Source organism: Rhodococcus sp. LW-XY12, assembly GCF_019317345.1.
GTDB classification, from domain to species: Bacteria; Actinomycetota; Actinomycetes; order Mycobacteriales; family Mycobacteriaceae; genus Rhodococcus; species Rhodococcus pyridinivorans.
Window position 1 is genome coordinate 572,048 of sequence record NZ_CP079225.1, and the last position, 18,530, is coordinate 590,577.

The following is an 18,530-nucleotide window of genomic DNA, read 5'->3' on the forward strand; positions in this document are numbered from 1 at the left end:
CTCGGGCGAGGACGACCGGCACGGAATTCGTCTCCGTGCCCGGGACGAAGTATGTGCCCGAACGAGGATCTGGTGTAGAACGTTTCGGAAAGATGAAACTTATGTCCGAAAAGCACGTTCTCTTCACCGTGAAAGGGAGATCCGAGAATTGGAGCCGAGCCGAACAGGTGCGCTGCAGATCGGTCGCTGGCGTCTCAAATACAGACTCGCGGCCGTGCTGTCGATTCCCCTCGTCCTCGCTGTCGCTCTCGGTGCCGTGCGCGTCACGACTCAGCTCGACGAGGCGCAGCGGTCGGCCGCATTGTCCGAGCAGACCGTTGTCGCGCCGGCGCTGCTCGACTTCTCCATCGCTGTGATCAGCATTACCGCCGCCACGAGCCTCGGATTCACGCCCAAGAGCGTGGCCGCGGACGATGTGACGCAGTCCATGGACACTCTGAGGGAACTCGCCGCAGGAAGCGATCTCAGCTCCGATGTCGCCGTAGAACTCGATGCGCTGCTCGCGCAGGGCGACCAGCTCTACGCCGCGGTCATGAACTCCTCCCTCGGAGCCGAGGAGTTCGGTCGCATGACCACCGACTTCCTGGTGCGGTGCAGGGATATCTTCCGAGATCTGTTCGATCAGTTCGAGAACCACGACGCTCTCGTCGACGCCACGAACCTGCTCCTGATGTGGGACGCGCAGCTCAACCTCCTCGACCAGATGGAGTCCTTCCGGCTGCTGGCCACCAACCCCGAAGCCGCCCGGATCCTGGCGACCGGCGCCATGAACACCGAAGAGTCGACGCTGCGGCTCCTTCGAGGATCGGGGCTCGATACCGGGCAGATCGACGGGATGCTCGGCGGTATCGAAGCGCGCCGTAGGTTGATCGAGAACTTCACGCCGAGCAGGCAATTCGGGGAAGACCTTCGCAACGCTGTACTTTCGGCGTCCCGGTCTTATGCGGAAGGGATCGACAGCGCCAGCGCGCGTATCATCGGGACGCTCGAAGAACTGGCGGACGAGACACGTACCGCGGCCACCCGCGACGCGCTCTTCGTCACGGCAGCACTCGTACTCGCCCTGCTCCTCGCGATAGCAGTCATCCGTTCCCTGTCGGTGCCCCTGGGACGTCTGCGAGACAACACTCTCGCAGCGGCGAACACCGAGCTTCCCGCCGCCATCGCGGCGGTCAAGGACGGGGCCGACATCGACACCGTCCGTCTCGCTCCCGTCGGCACCGATACGGACGAGGAGATCGGCGAACTCTCCCGAGCGGTGGATTCGATGAACACGCAGGCGCTGCGTCTCGCCGGCGAGCAGGCCCACCTGAGGAAACAGGTGAACGTGATGCTCGAGACGCTGGCACGCCGCAACAAGACTCTCGTCGAACAGCAACTCTCGCTGATCGAATCTCTCGAATACGAGGAGAAGGATTCCGCCCGGTTGCAGAGCATGTTCGCTCTCGATCATCTGGCGACGCGCATGCGGCGTACCGGCGAATCCCTGTTGGTTCTCGCGGGCACGCGCCCGCGTACTCGCAGCGGGCCCGCACCGCTCGGCGACGTGCTCCGCGGTGCGGTGTCCCAGGTGGAGAACTACCAGCGGGTGCAGATCGGGAACACCCCGCGCGGATATCTCGTCGGTAAGGTGGTGAACGACGTGGTGCATCTGGTGGCCGAACTCGTCGACAACGCGCTGCGGGCTTCCCCGCCCACCACTCCCGTCAGGTTCGAGTTCTCCTCCGCCGTGGAGGGTGGCCTGCTTCTCGATATCGCCGATCGCGGAATCGGTATTCCCCGAGATACCATGGAGGAGATCAATATCCGTCTCGCGGCGGGTGAGAATGCCGATGTCGACGCCCCGCGTCAACTGGGATTGTTCGTGATCGGGCGTCTGGCGGCCCGCAACGGCATGAGCGTGCGTCTGAGGCCGACCTTCGACACCGAGACGAACGCCGGTGTCACGGCGTCGGTCTACTTCCCGGCCGCTCTCCTCAGCGAGGTGCACACGGTCCAGCCCACCGTGATGACGGAACGCCCCCGCCGGCTCAGGACCGAGGAACTTCCGTCCTTGGTGCCGTCGACGACGCCTGCCGGAGGTATTGCCCCCGGAAAGCATCGTGGTTGACGTGTGACCGGAAGTGATGCCACCGCCGTCTCGACGGCGGTGGCATCACTCGTACCGCGGGTGTTCCGGTCTGCCGGTGGTCTCGGCCGGCCACCGAACCGTGTTCGCACGGTACCCCCGGCTCACATCCCCCCGACGGACCCGTCGGGAAGATGCACTGCGGACCCGGGGGCGCGGCCACGGATGCCCCGTCAAGCGTTCGATGTCGTTGTTGAAGCGTTCGAGCCGGGGTTCGCGATCCGTTGGTGGATCTGCGCGTCACCGCCCGCCGGCCCGTGCTGCTCACCAACAGTGCTTCGATCGTGGTGGGTTTCGCGATGTACGCCCAGTCGCTGATTCTTCCGCAGATCCTGCAGCTGCCGGAAGAGACCGGTCACGGACTCGGCCAGTCCATGATCATGATGGGTCTGTGCATGGCACCGGGTGGTCTGATGATGATGGCGGTCTCTCCCATCGGAGGAAAGCTCTCGGCTGGCCACGGCCCGAAGACCACGCTGCTGGTGGGCTGCTTGATCATCGCTCTGGGGTACACGGCAGGGCTGCTGTTGATGGGATCGGTCCTGGGCCTGGCAGTCGTCGCCACGATCTGCAGAACGGGAGTCGGGTTCGCATACGGTGCGATGCCCGCCCTGATCATGGGGGAGGTCCCTGCCACGGAGACGGCATCCGCCAAAAGCGTGAACAGTCTCATGCGGTCGGTCGGCACGTCCTCCGCTTCCGCCGTCGTCGGTGTCGTCCTCGCACAGATGAGCGTGCCGTTCGCCGGTCATACCATTCCCACGGAGTCCGGCTTCCGGGTCGTCCTGCTGACGGGCGCAGGCGTCGCGCTTCTCGCGGCTGTCCTCACCGTCGCCGGTCCGCAGTCGCGCCGGGCCCGTCTCGCGAAGGTTGCCGCCGGCGCGACGCCCTCCGTGAGGGTGTGACGACGACTTCCTCCGCCCGTCGGTAGCGGCGGACGGAGGAAGTATCCGCGGAGTTACCGCGCGTCGAGCCCGAACGCCCCGCGGTAGAACACCATCGGACTCCGGTCGCCGACGCACTCCAGTTCGGCGACCCGGCCGATGACGACGTCGTGATCACCCGCGACGTGCACGTCCTCCACCGATGCGTGCACCCGCAGCAGGACATCCGGCAGCGACGGAGTGTCCCAGCGGGACAATTCCCAGTGGAGACCGTCGAACTTCGGACCGCGGCTCGACCCGAAACGCGCGCACAGATCACTCTGGTCGGCACCGAGCACGTTGACGGTGAACCGGCCGACGCGGCGGATCCGCGGCCACGCGCGCCCGCGGTGATCCGCGCAGAACAACACGAGGGGCGGTTCGAGCGAGACCGACGCGAACGACTGGCATGCGAAGCCGGTGGGCCCGTCCTCGTCGAGACCGGTCACGACGGTGACGCCGCTCGCGAACCGTCCCATGGCACGTCGCATCTCGTCGGGGCCCGGCAGTTCGATCCTGTGGTCGGTGTCGCGGGTCGGTATCCGGGTCTGCATGTGGCTCACTCCGATTCGATCGTGGAGGTCGACTCCGACCGTCCTTCTCCGACTCCGACGTTACGGCCCGAGAAAGTCGGGACGGACCGGCTTCTCGCTCAGTGGACGCTCGGATCCGATGCCGTCCCAGCACGACGTCCGGTGCCCGTGCTCCCACCGTTCGGGACCGTGGACGATCCGCGATGCGACAATCTGCCGGGCGGTTCGGTGCAGAATCGACGGGTCGTCATCGTGGAAAGGGGGACCGGTGCCCAGAATCGGTAAGGCGCGGGACGGAGCCGAGCCGACCTCGGTCGAACAACGGCGACGCCATGTGCGGATCCTCGAGGCTGCAGCGCGGCTGGGGTCCGAGCACGAATTGGCCCGCGTGCAGATGACCGAGGTGGCGAAGAACGCCGAGGTCGCGATCGGCACCCTGTACCGGTACTTTCCGTCGAAGACGCACCTGTTCGTGGCGTTGCTGCTCCACCGGCTCGAGCTCGGCGCCGACCGGTTGCCCGAACGGAAACCGGGGACGAGCGCGCGCGAGGCGATCACCGAGACGCTCGTCGAGATGACCCGCCGGTTCGTCGACCGACCACGCCTGGCCTCCGCGATGTTGCTGTCCAACAGCACCGCCCCGGCCTCGGTGGTTCCGGACTCCACCGAGGTGAGGCGGACGTTCCACCGAATCCTGTTCGAGAGGGCAGGCCTCGACGAGCCGACAGAGGAGGATCGCAACGCCGTGCGGCTGCTGTCGATGTTGTGGTCCGGACTGCTGGTGACCTATCTCAACGGCGGAGCGACCCTCGAGGAGACCGAGGCCGATGTGCGGAGGAGCTGCGACCTGCTGCTCGCGCACCTGTCGGAGTAGGGCACCGGAAACGACGCGAGTCCCCCTCCGCGGTCTGCGGAGAAGGACTCACGTCATCGGTGCGAGAAGACTATCCGGCCGCACCGATCGGGGGTGCGGTGTCCAGGACGTCCCCGAGGGCAGCTGCCGTCGCGTCGGCGCCGCCGAAGGTGAACGCAAGCTGCCGGCCCCACAGGAAGTAGCGGTGGATGGGGTAGTCGATGTCGGCGCCGATGCCGCCGTGCAGGTGCTGGCCGGTCAAGCCCACCCGCACACCGCCGCGGGACGCCCACCACTTGGCGACCAGGGCCGCGGAGTCGGCTTCGTCCTCGCGTCCGACGTCGATCAACCACGCGGCCTTCCGCACCGTGAGTCGGATCGCTTCGGTGTCGAGGTAGGCATCGGCCGCGCGCAATGCGACAGCCTGATTCGTCGACAGCGGGCGGCCGAACTGTACGCGCGCGGACGTGTACTTCGCCGTTGCCCGCAGCGTCTCCTCGCACACCCCGAGCTGAACGGCTGCCAGAGCGATGCGGATACGACGACGGGTCCAGGTCGCGATCTCCTCACCGTCACCGGGCAGGACGTCCTCGGCTCCGATGTGCACGTCCGTGAAGCGCACCGCGGCTTCGGCGCCACGTCCGGTCACGGCGACCGGGACGGCCTCGACGCCGGTCGCGTCCACCGGTGCGACCACCACGGCGACCGAGTCGTCGTCGCAGCGGACCGGGACGACGACGCCGGCGATGATGGGAGCCCACGGAACTGACGGAATCTCACCGCTGATGACGAGATCGTCGCCCTTGCGGATCGCTGTCACCGTGGGGCTCGCGCCGGGGGTGTCGTCGAATGCGCCGGTCAGGACGACCGACCCGTCGATGAGCTTCGGAACGTAACGCTCGACCTGGGTTTCCGTGCCGAACTGTGCGAGCGGAAGAGCCGCACCGGCCACGGTGGACCACACGGGAACGGGTGCGACGCGGCGGCCCTGCTGCTGCAGGATCGTCGTGAGCCCGAGCATGCCCATGCCGGCGCCGCCGACGGACTCGGGCAGAGCGAGTCCGAGGATCCCGGCGTCGGCGAGTGCCTGCCACAGGGTGGCGTCGAAACCGCCCTCCTTGCGCTCCACCTCGACCACACGCTCGACCTTGGCCAGCGAACCGAAGACCTGCGACGCGAGGTCCTCGACCGCGATCAGGTCGTCATCGAGTTCGAATTCCATGTCAGCTCCTCGTCTCGGCCGGCGTCTTCACCGCAGCCTGTGCCGTCGCGTCGGGGCGCCTACGGGCGCCCAGGGTCATTCCGAGGGTCTTCGCCGCCACGATCTCGCGCATCACCTCGTTGCTGCCACCACCGAAGGTGTTGTTCTGCGCGCGTCGACCGAGCGCTTCGACGCGGCCTTCGATCACGGCGCCGTGGCTACCGGGACGCAGCAGACCGCGGGCGCCGAGCACCTCCTGCAACATTCCGTAGGCCGCGACGACACCCTCGGTTCCGAACACCTTCGCTGCGGCGGAGTCGCCACCGTCGAGGGTGTTGGCCGCGATGTCCGACACCAGGCGCAGGTTCACGAGGTCGGCTGCCGACAGCAGCGCGTAGACCTCGGCGAGAGTCGAACGCACCCACGGGACGTCGAACAGCACACCGGGGCCGAAGGGCTCCTGCTTCGCCCAGGCGAGGACCTCGTCGTACATCTCGTTGGCGATGCCACCGCGGGCGGCCAGCGCGACACGCTCGTGGTTGAGCTGGCTCGTGATGAGGGTCCAGCCGCCGTTGAGCTCGCCGACGACGTTGCTCAGGGGAACGCGGATGTTCTCGTAGTACGTGACCGCTGTGCTGATTCCGCCGACGGTCTGGATCTCGGTGGCGGAGAAGCCCGGCGACGAGGTCGGCACGAGCACGACCGAGATCCCCTTGTGGCGAGGCGCGTCCGGATCGGTGCGCACGGCGAGCCAGATCCAGTCGGCGAAGATGGCCGAACTCGTGAACAGCTTGTTGCCGTCGATGACGAGTTCGTCACCGTAGATGCGTGCCCGCGTCTGAAGTGCAGCGAGGTCGGTGCCGGCACCGGGCTCGGTGTACCCGATTGCGAACTTCAGTTCACCCGTGAGGATCTTGGGAAGGAAGAAGTCCTTCTGCTCCTGCGTGCCGTACTTCATCAGTGCGGGGGCGACGGTGTTGAGCGTGACCAGCGAGACCGGCGCGCCGGCGCGGATCGTCTCGTCGTAGAAGACGTACAGCGCCTCGGGATCCTCCCCGCGTCCGCCGTACTCCTCGGGCCACCCCAGACCGAGCCAGCCGTCGGCGCCCATCTGCCGGTAGATCTTGTCGAAGACCGGTCCACCCTCGGTCTGATCGACCAGGGCGCGTCGATCGTCGTCGTCGATGATGCGGGCGAAATACTCCCGCAGTTCGGTGCGCAGCCGCCGTGACTTGTCGGACAGCTCGGGATGCATGTGGTCTCCTGAGAGGTGGTCGGGGCCCGGGTTGCGGGCCTAACGGTCGGCCGAGAGGACGATCGCGCTGTGCGGCACCGGCGATCCGCCCGTGACGAGCACGTTGTCGAGTGTCTTCGCCGGCTGGTTCACGGAGGTGCCGCGGATGAGCCGGACGCCTTCGGCGATGCCGTTGACGCCGTGGATGTAGCCTTCGCCGAGCTGACCGCCGTGGGTGTTGATCGGCAGTCGCCCGTCCACCTCGAGGTTGCCGTCGGCGATGAAGTCCTTCGCCTCACCGTGACCGCAGAAGCCGTACTCCTCGAGCTGGAGCAGGACCATCGGGGTGAAGGCGTCGTACAGGATCGCGGCGTCGATACCTTCGGGACCGAAGCCGGCCTGTGCCCACATCTGCCGGGCGACGAGTTCGACCTCGGGCATCGCGTCGATGTCCTCGCGGTAGTAGCTGCTCATCGAGATCTGCTGAGGACCGACACCCTGCGCTGCAGCGGTGATGATCGCCGGCGGGTGCGGAAGATCCCGTGCGCGTCCGGCACTCACGATGACCAGTGCCTGTCCGCCGTCGCTCTCCTGGCAGCAGTCCAGCAGACGCAGCGGGTCGGCGAGCATCCGCGAGTTCTGGTGGTCGTCGAGAGTGATGGGCCGCTCGTAGAACCAGGCCTTGGGGTTGTTCGCCGCGTGCTTGCGCGAGAGCACCGAGATCTGCCCGAAGTCCGCGCTGGTCGCCCCGTACTTGTGCATGTAGGTGCGGGCCAGGAAGGCCTCCTGCTGAGCGGGAGTGAGCAGGCCGTACGGGTTGATCCAGTTCCGGTATTCCTGGTCGGTGTTCGAGTTGTATGCGAAGGGCGGCGGCCCGGCGCCGAAACGGTGACCCGAGCGCTCGTTGAAGGCGCGGTAGACGACCACGACGTCGGCGACACCGCTCGAGACGGCCAGTGCGGCTTGCTGCACGGGTGCGCAGGCGCCGCCACCGCCGTGCGGGATCCGGCTGAAGAACTTCAATTCCGGGATGCCGAGCGCGCGGGCGACGGCGATCTCGGGGTTGGTCTCCATGGTGAACAGCGCGAAGCCGTCGACCTCTTCGACGCCGATCTGCGCGTCATCGAGAGCGGCGAGGACCGACTCGCACGCGAGTTGCCATTCGCTGCGGCCGGAGTTCTTGGAGAACTCGGTGGCTCCGATACCGGCGATAGCGGCGGCTCCGGAGAAGCCCTTGACGGTCATCGGCTCTTCCTCTCGTACGGCTCCACCACGACCTCCGCGGTGACGTGGACGCCTCTGCTGTTGCGGCCCTGCACCTTCAGGGTGACGGTCGCGCCGTCGACGGCGGTCACCTCACCGTTCATGTGCATGGGGTCGCCGGGGAAGCAGGGCACGCCCAGGCGCAGCGACGCGCGGCGCACCCGCGCCGACGGTCCGGTCCAGTCGGTGACGTACCGGTCGACGAAACCGTTGGTGGCATTGATACTCATGAAGACGTCCGGTGTGCCGCGTCCGAGTGCGGCGTCCGGGTCGTGGTGCACATCCTCGAAATCCTGCGAGGCGATCGCGGTAGCCACGATGGTGGTGCGATCCATAGGCAGGGCGAGTTGGGGAAGTTCCTGTCCGACAGTGCATTCGGCGAGGTTCATGCGTCTCCTCCGGGCTTGCGCAGCTGAGGCAGGATCTCGCCGTGTGCGTGCTCGGAGAATCCCACCTCGAGTTCCATGCCGATCTCGAGGGTGTCGTGGTCGGCGCCCGCGATGTCGGCGACGATGCGGATCCCCTCGTCGAGGTCGATCAGTCCGACGGCGAGCGGGTACTCGAAGGCCGGATCCTGCGGGTGGTGAATGACAGTCCAGCTGTGAAGCGTTCCGCGCCGTGAGGATTCGACGGTCTTCCATTCGAACGAGCGGCACGCGGGGCATGCCGGACCCGGAGGATGGCGCAGAGTGCCGCACTCGCTGCACTGCTGGATCTCGAGTCGGCCCTCACGGACGGCGTCGAACCAGAACTGGTTGTCCTGGGTGATGGTGAGCCGGGGGACGGCGGTCATCGCGTCTCCTTGTCGGTGTTCGGGTTGAACCGGAGCATCCGGAAGCGTTCCTCGGCGACGACTTCGCCGTTCTGGTCCTCGTAGCGCTTGTACAGTGTGAAGAATCGGCCGTGGCCGAGACCCGTTCGCTTGACCTCGGATACGGACTCGATCGTGTAGTGGGCGGTGATGTGGTCGCCCGGGACGAGTTCGCGGTGGTAGTCCTGCTCGACGTTCGTCGCGACGACGGAGGTGAAACCCTCCCGATCGAGGTCGGCAAGCATCCGGGAGTATGCGAAGTCCTCCACGACGCCCTCGGCGCGCTTGCGCTGCACGTCACGCCAGCGGCGGTAGCCGGCCATGATCCAGGTGGAGATCATGGCGGGCGGGCACACGACGGAGTCGCGTCCGGTCTCGCGCGCGGCTTCGGCGTCGACGTAGATCGGGTTGAAGTCGTCGTGGGCCTCGACCCAGTTGCGGATCATGGCGTCGTTGACGGCGTATCGGGCCACGCGGGGTGGTTCGGCCACCTGCCCGACGTACTTCTCGTAATCCTGCTCGACGGTCTGCATGGCCCAGTCACTCCTCTTCGACGCGCGCGTTCGTCGTCACGCTAAGTGGGGCCGACAAGCGAGTTCCCGTGATTCCCACTGAGCAGGAGCAGTGGCGGGGTGAGGGGGAGCCGGTACCGAACCAAGCGATTGCTTGGTAAGTTGTCGACGTGAGACCCGCGCATCCCGCGGGATGAATGACGTGGAGGCAGCGAATGGATCTGGGACTCGACGGCGCGGTCGTGCTCGTCACCGGGGGAATACGGGGAGTCGGTGCAGGCATCACCAGGGTGTTCCTGCGTGCCGGTGCGACCGTCGTGACGTGCGCTCGCAACGAGCCCGAACAGCCTCTCGAGGTGGACGGGCGGACCGCGGAGTTCCTGACGTGCGACGTCCGCGATGCCGATCAGGTGGCCGCGCTGATCGAGACCATCGTCGACCGCCACGGGCGGCTCGACGCCGTGGTGAACAATGCCGGCGGGTCACCGTACGCGCTGGCGGCCGATGCCAGCCCGAAGTTCCACGCCAAGATCGTGGAACTGAACCTGCTGTCCCCGCTGCTGGTCGCGCAGGCCGCCAACGCGGTGATGCAGAAGCAGGACACCGGCGGCTCGATCGTCAACATCTCGAGCGTGAGCGGATCCCGCCCCTCGCCGGGCACCGCGGCATATGGTGCGGCCAAGGCAGGCGTCGACAGCCTCGCACAGTCGCTCGCCGTCGAGTGGGCCCCGAAGGTACGGGTGAACTCGGTGGTGGTCGGCCTGGTCGAAACCGAACAGTCGCACCTGTTCTACGGAGACAAGGCCGGCGTCGCAGCAGTCGGCGAGACCGTTCCGCTGGGACGGCTGGCCCAGCCCGAAGATATCGGCCACTGCGCCGCATTCCTGGCCTCTCCGCTGTCGGCCTACGTCAGCGGATCGACATTGACCGTCCACGGCGGCGGTGAACGCCCTGCCTACATGGCAGCGGCCGAAACGAAGGAGACGAAGTGAGTGGACTGCTGGACGGGCGCGTCGTCATCGTGACCGGCGCCGGACGAGGACTGGGTCGCGCCCACGCCCTCGCCTTCGCCGCGGAGGGTGCGAAGGTCGTCGTCAACGACATCGGTGTCGGCAGTGACGGAACCGCCACGGGGGAGAGCCCCGGTGAGCTGGTCGTCGAGGAGATCCGTGCGGCCGGGGGAGAGGCCGCCGTCAACGGCGACGACGTCGCCGACTGGGCCGGCGCCGAGAACCTCGTCAGGACCGCCCTCGACAACTTCGGCCGGCTCGACGTGCTCGTCAACAACGCCGGATTCCTGCGCGACCGCATGCTCGCCAACATGAGCGAAGAGGAGTGGGACGCGGTCATCCGCGTGCACCTCAAGGGGCACTTCGCGCCGATGCGTCACGCCATGACCTACTGGCGCGCCGAGGCCAAGGCCGGCAACCCCGTCGACGCCCGCATCATCAACACCAGCTCGGGTGCCGGCCTGATGGGCAGCATCGGCCAGGGCAACTACGCCGCCGCCAAGGCCGGTATCGCGACGCTCACGATCCAGGCCGCAGCCGAATTCGGCCGCTACGGGGTAACCGTCAACGCGATCGCACCCTCGGCACGCACCCGCATGACCGTCGGGGCCGGTGGCGCGATGGCCGAGATGATGGCCGCACCCGAAGAGGGTTTCGACGCCATGGCGCCGGAGAACGTCTCGCCGCTGGTCGTGTGGCTCGGCAGTGCCGAAGCGAAGGACGTGACCGGTCGCGTGTTCGAGGCCGAGGGCGGCAAGGTGTCGCTGGCCGACGGGTGGCGCCACGGTGAGGCGATCGACAAGGGCGACCGTTGGGATCCGAAGGAACTCGGTCCCGTCGTCGAGAAGCTGATCGCAGCGTCGCAGCCGCCGACGCCGGTCTACGGAGCGTGATGTCCCCGCGCGTTTCCGGTGGTAATCACCGGAAACGCGCACGGACGGCGTCGCCGCTCTAGGCGGGCGTGCGGACGATGAGGGTGGAGCCGGGGAAGTAGGCAGCGAGTTCGGAACGTGCCTGCTTGAGCGTGGCGGTGCCGTAACCCTGCTTGCGGAACTCGGGATGCACCCAGATCCGCACCTCGACCTCGTTGCCGGTCAGCTCGCCGAACGCGAACCCGATGGCCTTCGGCTCGTCGCCCGAAAGATCTTCGGCCACAAGCCACATGCCGGACTCGTCGTCCATCAGCTCGCTGCCGCGCTGCCGCTCGGATTCGACCTGTTCGTCGCTGTCGTCACCCAGCTGGTCGGCGCAGCGCTGCTTGAACAGCGCCGTGTCGGCCGCGCTGTGGGAAATGGGCCGCAACCGGAAATGCGCGCCGGTCGCGTACGGACGCGCCGCCGTCGTCCACTGCAGCACCGCATCGAGATCGTCGAGTTCTTCACGGATCTTCTTCCGCTCCGCCTGGGTCAGACGGCGGAACGGAAGGTTCAGCACGGCCTCCGCGCAGAACTCGTCGGTGTCGAGCAGCGAGGCGAGCTTCGCGACCGCGTCGCCCCGATCCTTGCTCTCGACGATCACGTCGAGCACCTCGTGGCGTCGTTCGAGCGCCCGGAGCAGCGCGGCCGCGATTTCCCGCCGGTCGAGCACCTTGTCGTGATCGGTGGTTTCCATCGTGCGACATCCCTTCGTCGAGAACCTGGACGTACGAGACTCAGTATTCCCGCACGGGACCGTCCCGGCGAGCCGTGCCGGGAGGGACGCTCACTCGCACACGACGACGGGAATCACACGGTCGGTCCACGACTGGTAGTTGTCGAAGTCCGGGTACATCGCCGTCAGACGTGGCCAGTAGGCCGCTCGTTCCTCGTCGCTCGCGACCCGCGCCCGCATGGTCCGGATGCGCGACTTGATCTGCACCGTGGTCTCCGGGTTCGCCTGGATGTTGCGGAACCACAAGGGGTGCTTGGGCAGTCCTCCCTGGGAGGCGACGAGGACCACCTTGTCGCCGTCCTCGAGGAACAGCAGCGGGACCGTTCGCGGTTGCCCGGTCTTCCGCCCGATCGTGGTCACCAGGCACACCGGGATGCCCCACGGGAAGGCGCTTCCCACGCGCCACTTCCCGCCGATGCGACCGCCGGTCGCCCGGTACGCCGCGACGTTGAACCGCGACATCCACTTGATGATCGAGATCGTGGCCTTCGAGTCGAGGCCCTTCGGCGCCGCTTCGGTGCCCATGTCAGATGCGCTCGATGATGGTGCCCGTCGCCAGCGCTCCACCGGCGCACATCGAGATCAGAGCGGTCGACGCGTCACGCCGCTCGAGCTCGTGCAGCGCGGTGGTGATGAGGCGGGAGCCGGTGGATCCGACGGGGTGGCCGAGCGCGATCGCGCCACCGTTGACGTTGACCTTGTCCATGTCGGGTCCGTGCACCTGGGCCCAGGACAGCAGCACCGACGCGAACGCCTCGTTGACCTCGAACAGGTCGAGATCGCCGACGCTCATGCCCGCCTTCTCGAGAACCTTCGCGGTGGCCTGGACCGGGCCGTCGAGGTGGAACTCGGGTTCGGCGCCGACGAGAGCCTGCGCGACGATCCGCGCCCGCGGCTTCAGTCCGAGTGCCTTCGCGCGGTCGGAATCCATGAGCAGCACGGCCGCGGCTCCGTCGGAGATCTGCGACGAGGTGCCGGCGGTGTGGATGCCACCCTCGAGCACGGGCTTCAGCTTCGCCAGCGACTCGGCCGACGTCTCGCGCAGACCCTGGTCGCGGGTGACGGTCGCCTTCTCGCCGGTGCGGTTGCCCTCCTTGTCGACGACGGGTGCGACGACCGGCAGCACCTCGCGGTCGAACCGGCCCTCGTCCCAGGCCTGCTTCGCGAGCTGCTGTGAGCGCACGCCGAGTGCGTCGACGTCCTCGCGGGTGATGCCGCGGCGCCGCGCGATGCGTTCGGCGGCCTCGAACTGGTTGGGCATGTCGATGCTCCAGGACTCCGGCCGGCGCGGGCCCGCCTGGTCGCCGACGTTGGCGCCGAGGGGCACCTGGGTCATCGCCTCGATGCCGCAGGCGATGCCCACGTCGATGGCGCCGGTGGCGATGAGGCCTGCGATGAGGTGATTGGCCTGCTGCGCCGATCCGCACTGGGCGTCGATGGTGGTCGCGCCGACCTGCCAGGGCAGCCCCGCGTTGAGCCATGCGGTGCGGGTGATGTTGTTGGACTGGGCGCCCGCCTGGGTGACGCAGCCACCGATGACCTGTTCGACGAGCTCGGCGTCGATGCCGGCGCGTTCGACGAGTCCGGCCTGGACGGCGCCCAGGATCTCGGCAGCGTGCAGGCCCGCGAGCCATCCACCCCGCTTGCCGATCGGGGTCCGTGCGGCCTCGACGATGACTGGTGTGCCCACTTCGGGCTCCTTTCTCCTACGTTCTTCGCAAAATAGAACAGGTTTCTCCGAGAGGCAACAGAACTCGATTATCCACGGGACGTGCAGATCTCTTGGTCGCGCGGCGCGCCTGTGTTTGAATGGTTCTAGAACGTGTTACAAATCACGCGAGCGGTACTCGCCAGGGCAGGAGAGATATCAGTGGCGCAGCCGAACATCCCCGAAGACATCGACTTCACCGACCCCGATCTGTACGCAGACCGTATGCCGTTCGAAGAGTTCGCGGAACTGCGTAAGACGGCACCGGTGTGGTGGAACAAGAAGTCTCCCGACGTCGGTGGTTTCCACGACGAGGGTTTCTGGGTTGTCTCCCGGCACGAGGAGGTCCGAGAGGTCTCCCGCCGGAGCGACGTGTTCTCCAACTGGGAGAACACTGCGATTCCGCGGTTCAACGACGACATTCCTCGTGAGGCCGTCGAGCTGCAACGTCACGTCCTGCTCAACAAGGACGCCCCCGAGCACACCAAGCTGCGCAAACTCGTCGCCCGAGGCTTCACGCCCCGTGCGATCAACGGCCTGCGCGACGAGCTCGACCGTCGCTCCAAGATGATCGTCCAGGAGGCCTGCCAGGCCGGTCGGGGCGACTTCGTCACGCAGATCGCCGCGGAACTGCCGCTGCAGGCCATCGCCGACCTCATCGGTGTGCCGCAGGAGGATCGCGCCAAGCTCTTCGAGTGGTCCAACCAGATGACGGGCTACGACGATCCGGACAACACCGCCGATCCGGCGGCAGCGTCCATGGAAGTCCTCGGGTACGCCTACCAGATGGCCGCGGCCCGCAAGGAGAACCCGGCCGACGACATCGTCACCACCCTCATCGAGGCCGACATCGACGGTGACGAACTCGCTCCCGAGGAGTTCGGCTTCTTCTTCATCGTGCTCGCGGTGGCCGGCAACGAGACCACCCGCAACGCGATCACCCACGGCATGGCGGCGTTCCTCGACAATCCGGAGCAGTGGGAGATCTTCAAGCGCGACCGGCCGAAGACCGCCGCCGACGAGATCATCCGCTGGGCCACCCCGGTCACGTCGTTCCAGCGCACCGCCCTCGAGGACACCGAACTCGGCGGGCAGACGATCAAGAAGGGCGATCGCGTCGTCATGCTGTACGCGTCGGCCAACAACGACGAAGAAGTGTTCGACAACCCCCGCGAGTTCGACATCCTTCGTGATCCCAACCCGCACCTGGCATTCGGTGGAACGGGCGCGCACTACTGCCTGGGCGCGAACCTCGCACGTATGGAGATCGACCTGATCTTCAACGCGATCGCCGATCACATCCCGGACATCACGAAGATCGGCGACCCGCACCGTCTGCGGTCGGGCTGGCTCAACGGCATCAAGGAATTCCAGGTCGACTACAAGACCTCGGGTGGGTGCCCGGTCCAGCACTGACCGAACCGAACACCGACCGAACCGAACATCGAGGTCCCCGGCCGCCCCTGCGCGCCCGGGGACCTCGCACATCCCGTGTCGTCTACAGGACCTCGGACCTGCGGCCGATCCACCACATCGCGGCCCCCGCCGCGAGCACACCGGCTACCGATACACCGGTCGTGAGAACCGTCCACGAGTCCGGCGTCCACCCGGACGGAGAATCGGTGAGAGGCGTGTAGGCGGTCCATCCGAATCGGGTGAGCAGAGGCAACGCCATCACGGCGGGCAGCGAGAAGGACGCGGCGGTGACCGCGCTCGTCGACGGTAGTGCCGCGCTGATCGTGTACGCGGCTGCCACCGGAAGAACGAAGAAGGTCGCCAGGAGGTGGACGTTGTCCCAGGGCGCACGAGTGAAGATCGCCGTGATCGTGACGAACGCGAGCACGCCCACTCCGGCCGTCGGCCTCGGCGCGCGACGGCCCAGCCACGCGCCGACGGCGGCGAGCACGACCATCACGGCCGGCAGGAACCATCCGCCGGGAATCCACGAGGGAGCGGTACCCGCGGCGACGGCCACCGCGAAGGCGGCGAGCAGGACCGCTCCGCTTCTCTCGCGCAGCCACAGGGCAGCACCGATCACGAGTGGGACAGCGACGATGCCCCACAGCCATCGCCCGTTCCCGCCGGGACTCGCATCCGGAGACCACACGGCACTGTGAAGAGACCGATACAGCACGACGGCGACGAGCGGTAGGCCGATACCGACCACCGTTTCCCTCACATCCCATCGTCGTTCGTCGACCGAATCGGGAGCACCGGCACGCATCACGAGAGCCGCTGTTGCCACCGCGATGACAGTCACCGAGAGAACCGTCCACACTGTGTTGGCGGGCTGCGCCGACACCTCGAGGTACACGGCGCTTCCGGACGAGGAGGCCGCGAACTCCCGGTATTCCGCGACGGGTTCCGCGGTGAGCAGCGCGGCAACGACGCCACCGGTCATCACCGCGGGGAGCCGGGTGCCCGCAGTTCGGGCGCAGCAGACGACGAGGGCACCGAGCACCAGGCCTGCACCGACCGCCGAGACGTACATGTCGAACCGCCACGCACCCGGCAGGGCGACGACCGCCACGAGTGCGGCTCCGGCCACGACGGCGCCGAGCGCGCCCACCCGGTGGCGTAACCACAGCGCGATCGACGCGGCGACGAGCGCTCCCGTGGCAGACGCGGTGATACCCGAAGTCTCCACGGCACCGAAACCGAACCCGGTATCGAGTGGATAGGTGTCGACGCTCGGCGCGGCGAGGACGGTTCCGGCGGTGAAACTGCCGACGGCTGCGAGTGCGTAGAGAATCCAGGAGGGCACCCCCTACCTTCTCCGAGCGGTCACCGGGACGCGGCGCCGACACGCCGGGCGACGATGCGATCAGGTCAGGCGGCGAAGATCCTCGGGGGTATCGACGTCTCCGGGGTCGGCGAGCCCGGTGCAGTCGAGACGCCGCACGCGTTCACGATTGCGGGCGAGGAAGGACCGCGCGCCCTCGTCGCCGGTGGCGTCGGCGGCGGCGCCCAGCGCATCGGCGATGTCGAAGACCACCGGGTGACCGGGGTGATCTCCGAAGACGGGGAGCGTCACCGTCCCCGTGTGGTGCACATCCAGGAGATGGCGGACCAATTCGGCTGTGATGCCGGGAAAATCGACGACGGTGAGCGCAACCCTCTGGTGGGCTCGTGCCGCGTCGACCCCGCGGCGCAGGGATGTCGACATGCCGACGGTCCAGTCGGGGTTGTAGACCGTTGTCGCTCCGGTAGGGCACGCGGCGGCCACATCGTCGCCGAATGCGCCCACGACCACGATCACGTCGTCACAACCACCTTCGAGCAGTGCCTCGACGACGGTATGCAGCAGGGGACGGCCGCGGTGGGGGAGCAGCGCTTTCGCCCGTCCGCCCAGTCGCGAGCCGTCCCCTGCCGCAAGAACGATCCCGGCTGTGCCCATGGCCCGACTCTACGAGACGGGGCGCACGGTTTTCATCGCGCGGTCCACTTCCCAGAACGCACGCAGCGAGACGATCCTCCCGTCGTCGTCCACGCGGTAGACGAACACGCCCTCCGCATCGATCAGATTGCCTGCCATCGTCGTACGGATAGTGCCGATGTTGACGCATTCGTCGCCGCAGACCAGCACGTCGTCGACGAGGAACTCGAGCTTGTCGGTGTTCGCGATGGTCATGTCGTAGAACTTCGCGATCGCCTCGGCACCGTGATGCCCCTTGCCCTCCGGATCGAAGCCGGACGGACCCACCGGATCCTCGATGCACGCGTTCTCCGCGAACAGCGCGAGCCACTCGTCCTTGCGTTTCCCGCTCGCCGCCGCCTGCGACGCCTTCGCTGCGATACGCGCCGGGTGTTCCTCGCTCATGCGGCATCCCTTCCGGGAATGTACTTGTCGGCGAACTTCCGCAGCGATTCCTGCTTCGCCTCGAGCGGGGAGTCGAAACCGTGGCCGTCGAAGATCCACGGCACCACGATGATGTCGGTGACCCCGGCGTCGGCCAGTTCGGCGTAACCGGAACCACCGAACCTGTCGACACACACCGTCTGGATCTCGAACGGCAGGTTGCTGCGGCCGTACTCGGCCCGCAATTCGCGCAGTCGGGTGATGACCCCGACCAGATCGTCGAACCCGATCATCGCCGACGTCCAACCGTCACCGACCCGGGCCGCACGACGCAGTGCCACCTCGGTGTGCCCACCGACGTAGAGCGGTACCGGTGCGGTGGGCGCGGGACTCATCTGCAGCCGGTCGAAGTCGTAGAACTCGCCGTGATGTTCGACCATGCCGCCGTCGAGGATCAGCTTCAGAACGTCGATCATCTCGTCGACGCGCTTGCCGCGCTTCGCGTAGGGCACACCGCACCACTCGAATTCTTCCGGCGCCCAGCCGATTCCGACACCCAGTCCGAACCGGTTCCCGGTGAGGTTCGCAACGGATCCGACCTGCCGCGCCAGCAGCACCGGATTGCGGGAGCCGAGCTTGAGCACCTGGGTGTAGAACCGGATCGTCGACGTGCTCGCCGCCATCGACGCCGCGGCGATGAGCGGATCCACCCAGGGGGTGTCGGGCGTCCACATCCGCGAACCGTCGGGGGTGTACGGATAGTCGACCGTCTGCTTCTCCATGTAGAACAGGGAGTCGGGCAGTGCGATCGAGGTGTATCCGCACTCCTCGGCGGTCTGCGCGATGCCGGTGAGCTGGTCGAGTGGGGTCATCGCGACCCCGACGGTGAACGAGACCATGATGCC

Annotated in this window: 19 protein-coding genes and 1 pseudogene; 6 read left to right on the forward strand and 14 right to left on the reverse strand. The window is 67.2% G+C overall.

Annotation, left to right across the window (positions count from 1 at the left end; translation table 11 throughout):
* The first annotated feature begins 214 nt into the window (after window positions 1-214).
* Entirely contained in the window at window positions 215-2,110 is a 1,896-nt protein-coding gene (locus KXC42_RS02730; protein ID WP_257606015.1) for a sensor histidine kinase, read from the forward strand.
* 236 nt (window positions 2,111-2,346) lie between these two features.
* Window positions 2,347-3,033 (forward strand): annotated as a pseudogene (locus tag KXC42_RS02735) (MFS transporter); the annotation flags it as partial.
* A gap of 53 nt (window positions 3,034-3,086) precedes the next feature.
* On the opposite strand, the gene KXC42_RS02740 reads toward KXC42_RS02735, so the two are convergent.
* Entirely contained in the window at window positions 3,087-3,605 is a 519-nt protein-coding gene (locus KXC42_RS02740; protein ID WP_006551933.1) for a flavin reductase family protein, read from the reverse strand.
* 256 nt (window positions 3,606-3,861) lie between these two features.
* On the opposite strand from KXC42_RS02740, the gene KXC42_RS02745 reads away from it, so the two are divergent.
* Window positions 3,862-4,458: a TetR family transcriptional regulator gene (locus KXC42_RS02745; RefSeq protein WP_373922192.1), complete on the forward strand. Its 597-nt coding sequence runs from the start codon at window positions 3,862-3,864 to the stop codon at window positions 4,456-4,458.
* 70 nt (window positions 4,459-4,528) lie between these two features.
* On the opposite strand, the gene KXC42_RS02750 is transcribed toward KXC42_RS02745, so the two are convergent.
* Genes KXC42_RS02750 through KXC42_RS02775 form a run of 6 tightly spaced genes read right to left on the reverse strand, consistent with a single transcriptional unit; the run spans window position 4,529 to window position 9,479 of the window.
* Window positions 4,529-5,659: an acyl-CoA dehydrogenase family protein gene (locus KXC42_RS02750; RefSeq protein WP_039585801.1), complete on the reverse strand. Its 1,131-nt coding sequence runs from the start codon at window positions 5,657-5,659 to the stop codon at window positions 4,529-4,531.
* Window position 5,660: 1 nt separating this feature from the next.
* Window positions 5,661-6,893, reverse strand: a complete 1,233-nt coding sequence (locus KXC42_RS02755) for an acyl-CoA dehydrogenase family protein (RefSeq protein ID WP_033096888.1) — start codon at window positions 6,891-6,893, stop codon at window positions 5,661-5,663.
* Between the two features lie 39 nt (window positions 6,894-6,932).
* Window positions 6,933-8,117: a lipid-transfer protein gene (locus KXC42_RS02760; RefSeq protein WP_033096887.1), complete on the reverse strand. Its 1,185-nt coding sequence runs from the start codon at window positions 8,115-8,117 to the stop codon at window positions 6,933-6,935.
* Window positions 8,114-8,524 (reverse strand): MaoC/PaaZ C-terminal domain-containing protein, encoded by a 411-nt coding sequence (locus KXC42_RS02765; protein ID WP_200359366.1) that lies wholly within the window; start codon window positions 8,522-8,524, stop codon window positions 8,114-8,116. Before KXC42_RS02765 ends, KXC42_RS02760 begins: the two co-directional genes overlap by 4 nt.
* Window positions 8,521-8,928 carry a Zn-ribbon domain-containing OB-fold protein gene (locus KXC42_RS02770; protein ID WP_064061698.1) on the reverse strand — a complete coding sequence of 136 codons (408 nt, stop codon included), beginning with the start codon at window positions 8,926-8,928 and terminating at the stop codon, window positions 8,521-8,523. The genes KXC42_RS02765 and KXC42_RS02770 overlap by 4 nt, the downstream gene beginning before the upstream one ends.
* Window positions 8,925-9,479 (reverse strand): MaoC family dehydratase N-terminal domain-containing protein, encoded by a 555-nt coding sequence (locus KXC42_RS02775; protein WP_064061699.1) that lies wholly within the window; start codon window positions 9,477-9,479, stop codon window positions 8,925-8,927. The genes KXC42_RS02770 and KXC42_RS02775 overlap by 4 nt, the downstream gene beginning before the upstream one ends.
* A gap of 194 nt (window positions 9,480-9,673) precedes the next feature.
* Between KXC42_RS02775 and KXC42_RS02780 the strand changes: the two genes are divergently transcribed.
* Both KXC42_RS02780 and KXC42_RS02785 read left to right on the forward strand, forming a co-directional pair.
* Entirely contained in the window at window positions 9,674-10,450 is a 777-nt protein-coding gene (locus tag KXC42_RS02780; RefSeq protein ID WP_006551924.1) for an SDR family oxidoreductase, read from the forward strand.
* Window positions 10,447-11,361: an SDR family oxidoreductase gene (locus KXC42_RS02785; RefSeq protein WP_006551923.1), complete on the forward strand. Its 915-nt coding sequence runs from the start codon at window positions 10,447-10,449 to the stop codon at window positions 11,359-11,361. Before KXC42_RS02780 ends, KXC42_RS02785 begins: the two co-directional genes overlap by 4 nt.
* A 58-nt stretch (window positions 11,362-11,419) precedes the next feature.
* Here KXC42_RS02785 and KXC42_RS02790 read toward each other — a convergent pair whose 3' ends face one another.
* The 3 genes from KXC42_RS02790 to KXC42_RS02800 form a co-directional block, all read right to left on the reverse strand.
* Window positions 11,420-12,079, reverse strand: coding sequence for a GNAT family N-acetyltransferase (locus tag KXC42_RS02790; protein ID WP_006551922.1), 660 nt, complete (start codon window positions 12,077-12,079; stop codon window positions 11,420-11,422).
* A 90-nt stretch (window positions 12,080-12,169) separates the two neighbouring features.
* Window positions 12,170-12,643, reverse strand: coding sequence for a nitroreductase family deazaflavin-dependent oxidoreductase (locus KXC42_RS02795; RefSeq protein WP_006551921.1), 474 nt, complete (start codon window positions 12,641-12,643; stop codon window positions 12,170-12,172).
* A 1-nt stretch (window position 12,644) separates the two neighbouring features.
* Window positions 12,645-13,808, reverse strand: a complete 1,164-nt coding sequence (locus tag KXC42_RS02800) for a steroid 3-ketoacyl-CoA thiolase (protein WP_033096885.1) — start codon at window positions 13,806-13,808, stop codon at window positions 12,645-12,647.
* A 180-nt stretch (window positions 13,809-13,988) separates the two neighbouring features.
* On the opposite strand from KXC42_RS02800, the gene KXC42_RS02805 reads away from it, so the two are divergent.
* On the forward strand, window positions 13,989-15,242 hold the full coding sequence (locus tag KXC42_RS02805; RefSeq protein WP_033096884.1) for a cytochrome P450: 1,254 nt from the start codon (window positions 13,989-13,991) through the stop codon (window positions 15,240-15,242).
* 82 nt (window positions 15,243-15,324) lie between these two features.
* On the opposite strand, the gene KXC42_RS02810 is transcribed toward KXC42_RS02805, so the two are convergent.
* The 4 genes from KXC42_RS02810 to KXC42_RS02825 are packed head-to-tail and all read right to left on the reverse strand — an operon-like array spanning window position 15,325 to window position 18,524.
* Window positions 15,325-16,590, reverse strand: coding sequence for a hypothetical protein (locus KXC42_RS02810; protein WP_064061701.1), 1,266 nt, complete (start codon window positions 16,588-16,590; stop codon window positions 15,325-15,327).
* A 60-nt stretch (window positions 16,591-16,650) separates the two neighbouring features.
* Window positions 16,651-17,223 (reverse strand): NTP transferase domain-containing protein, encoded by a 573-nt coding sequence (locus tag KXC42_RS02815; protein ID WP_016931884.1) that lies wholly within the window; start codon window positions 17,221-17,223, stop codon window positions 16,651-16,653.
* Window positions 17,224-17,232: 9 nt separating this feature from the next.
* On the reverse strand, window positions 17,233-17,646 hold the full coding sequence (locus KXC42_RS02820; RefSeq protein ID WP_219129898.1) for a nuclear transport factor 2 family protein: 414 nt from the start codon (window positions 17,644-17,646) through the stop codon (window positions 17,233-17,235).
* A complete protein-coding gene (locus KXC42_RS02825) occupies window positions 17,643-18,524 on the reverse strand; it encodes a TIGR03619 family F420-dependent LLM class oxidoreductase (protein WP_006551915.1) in 882 nt (293 codons plus the stop codon). Before KXC42_RS02825 ends, KXC42_RS02820 begins: the two co-directional genes overlap by 4 nt.
* Between the last annotated feature and the right edge of the window lie 6 nt (window positions 18,525-18,530).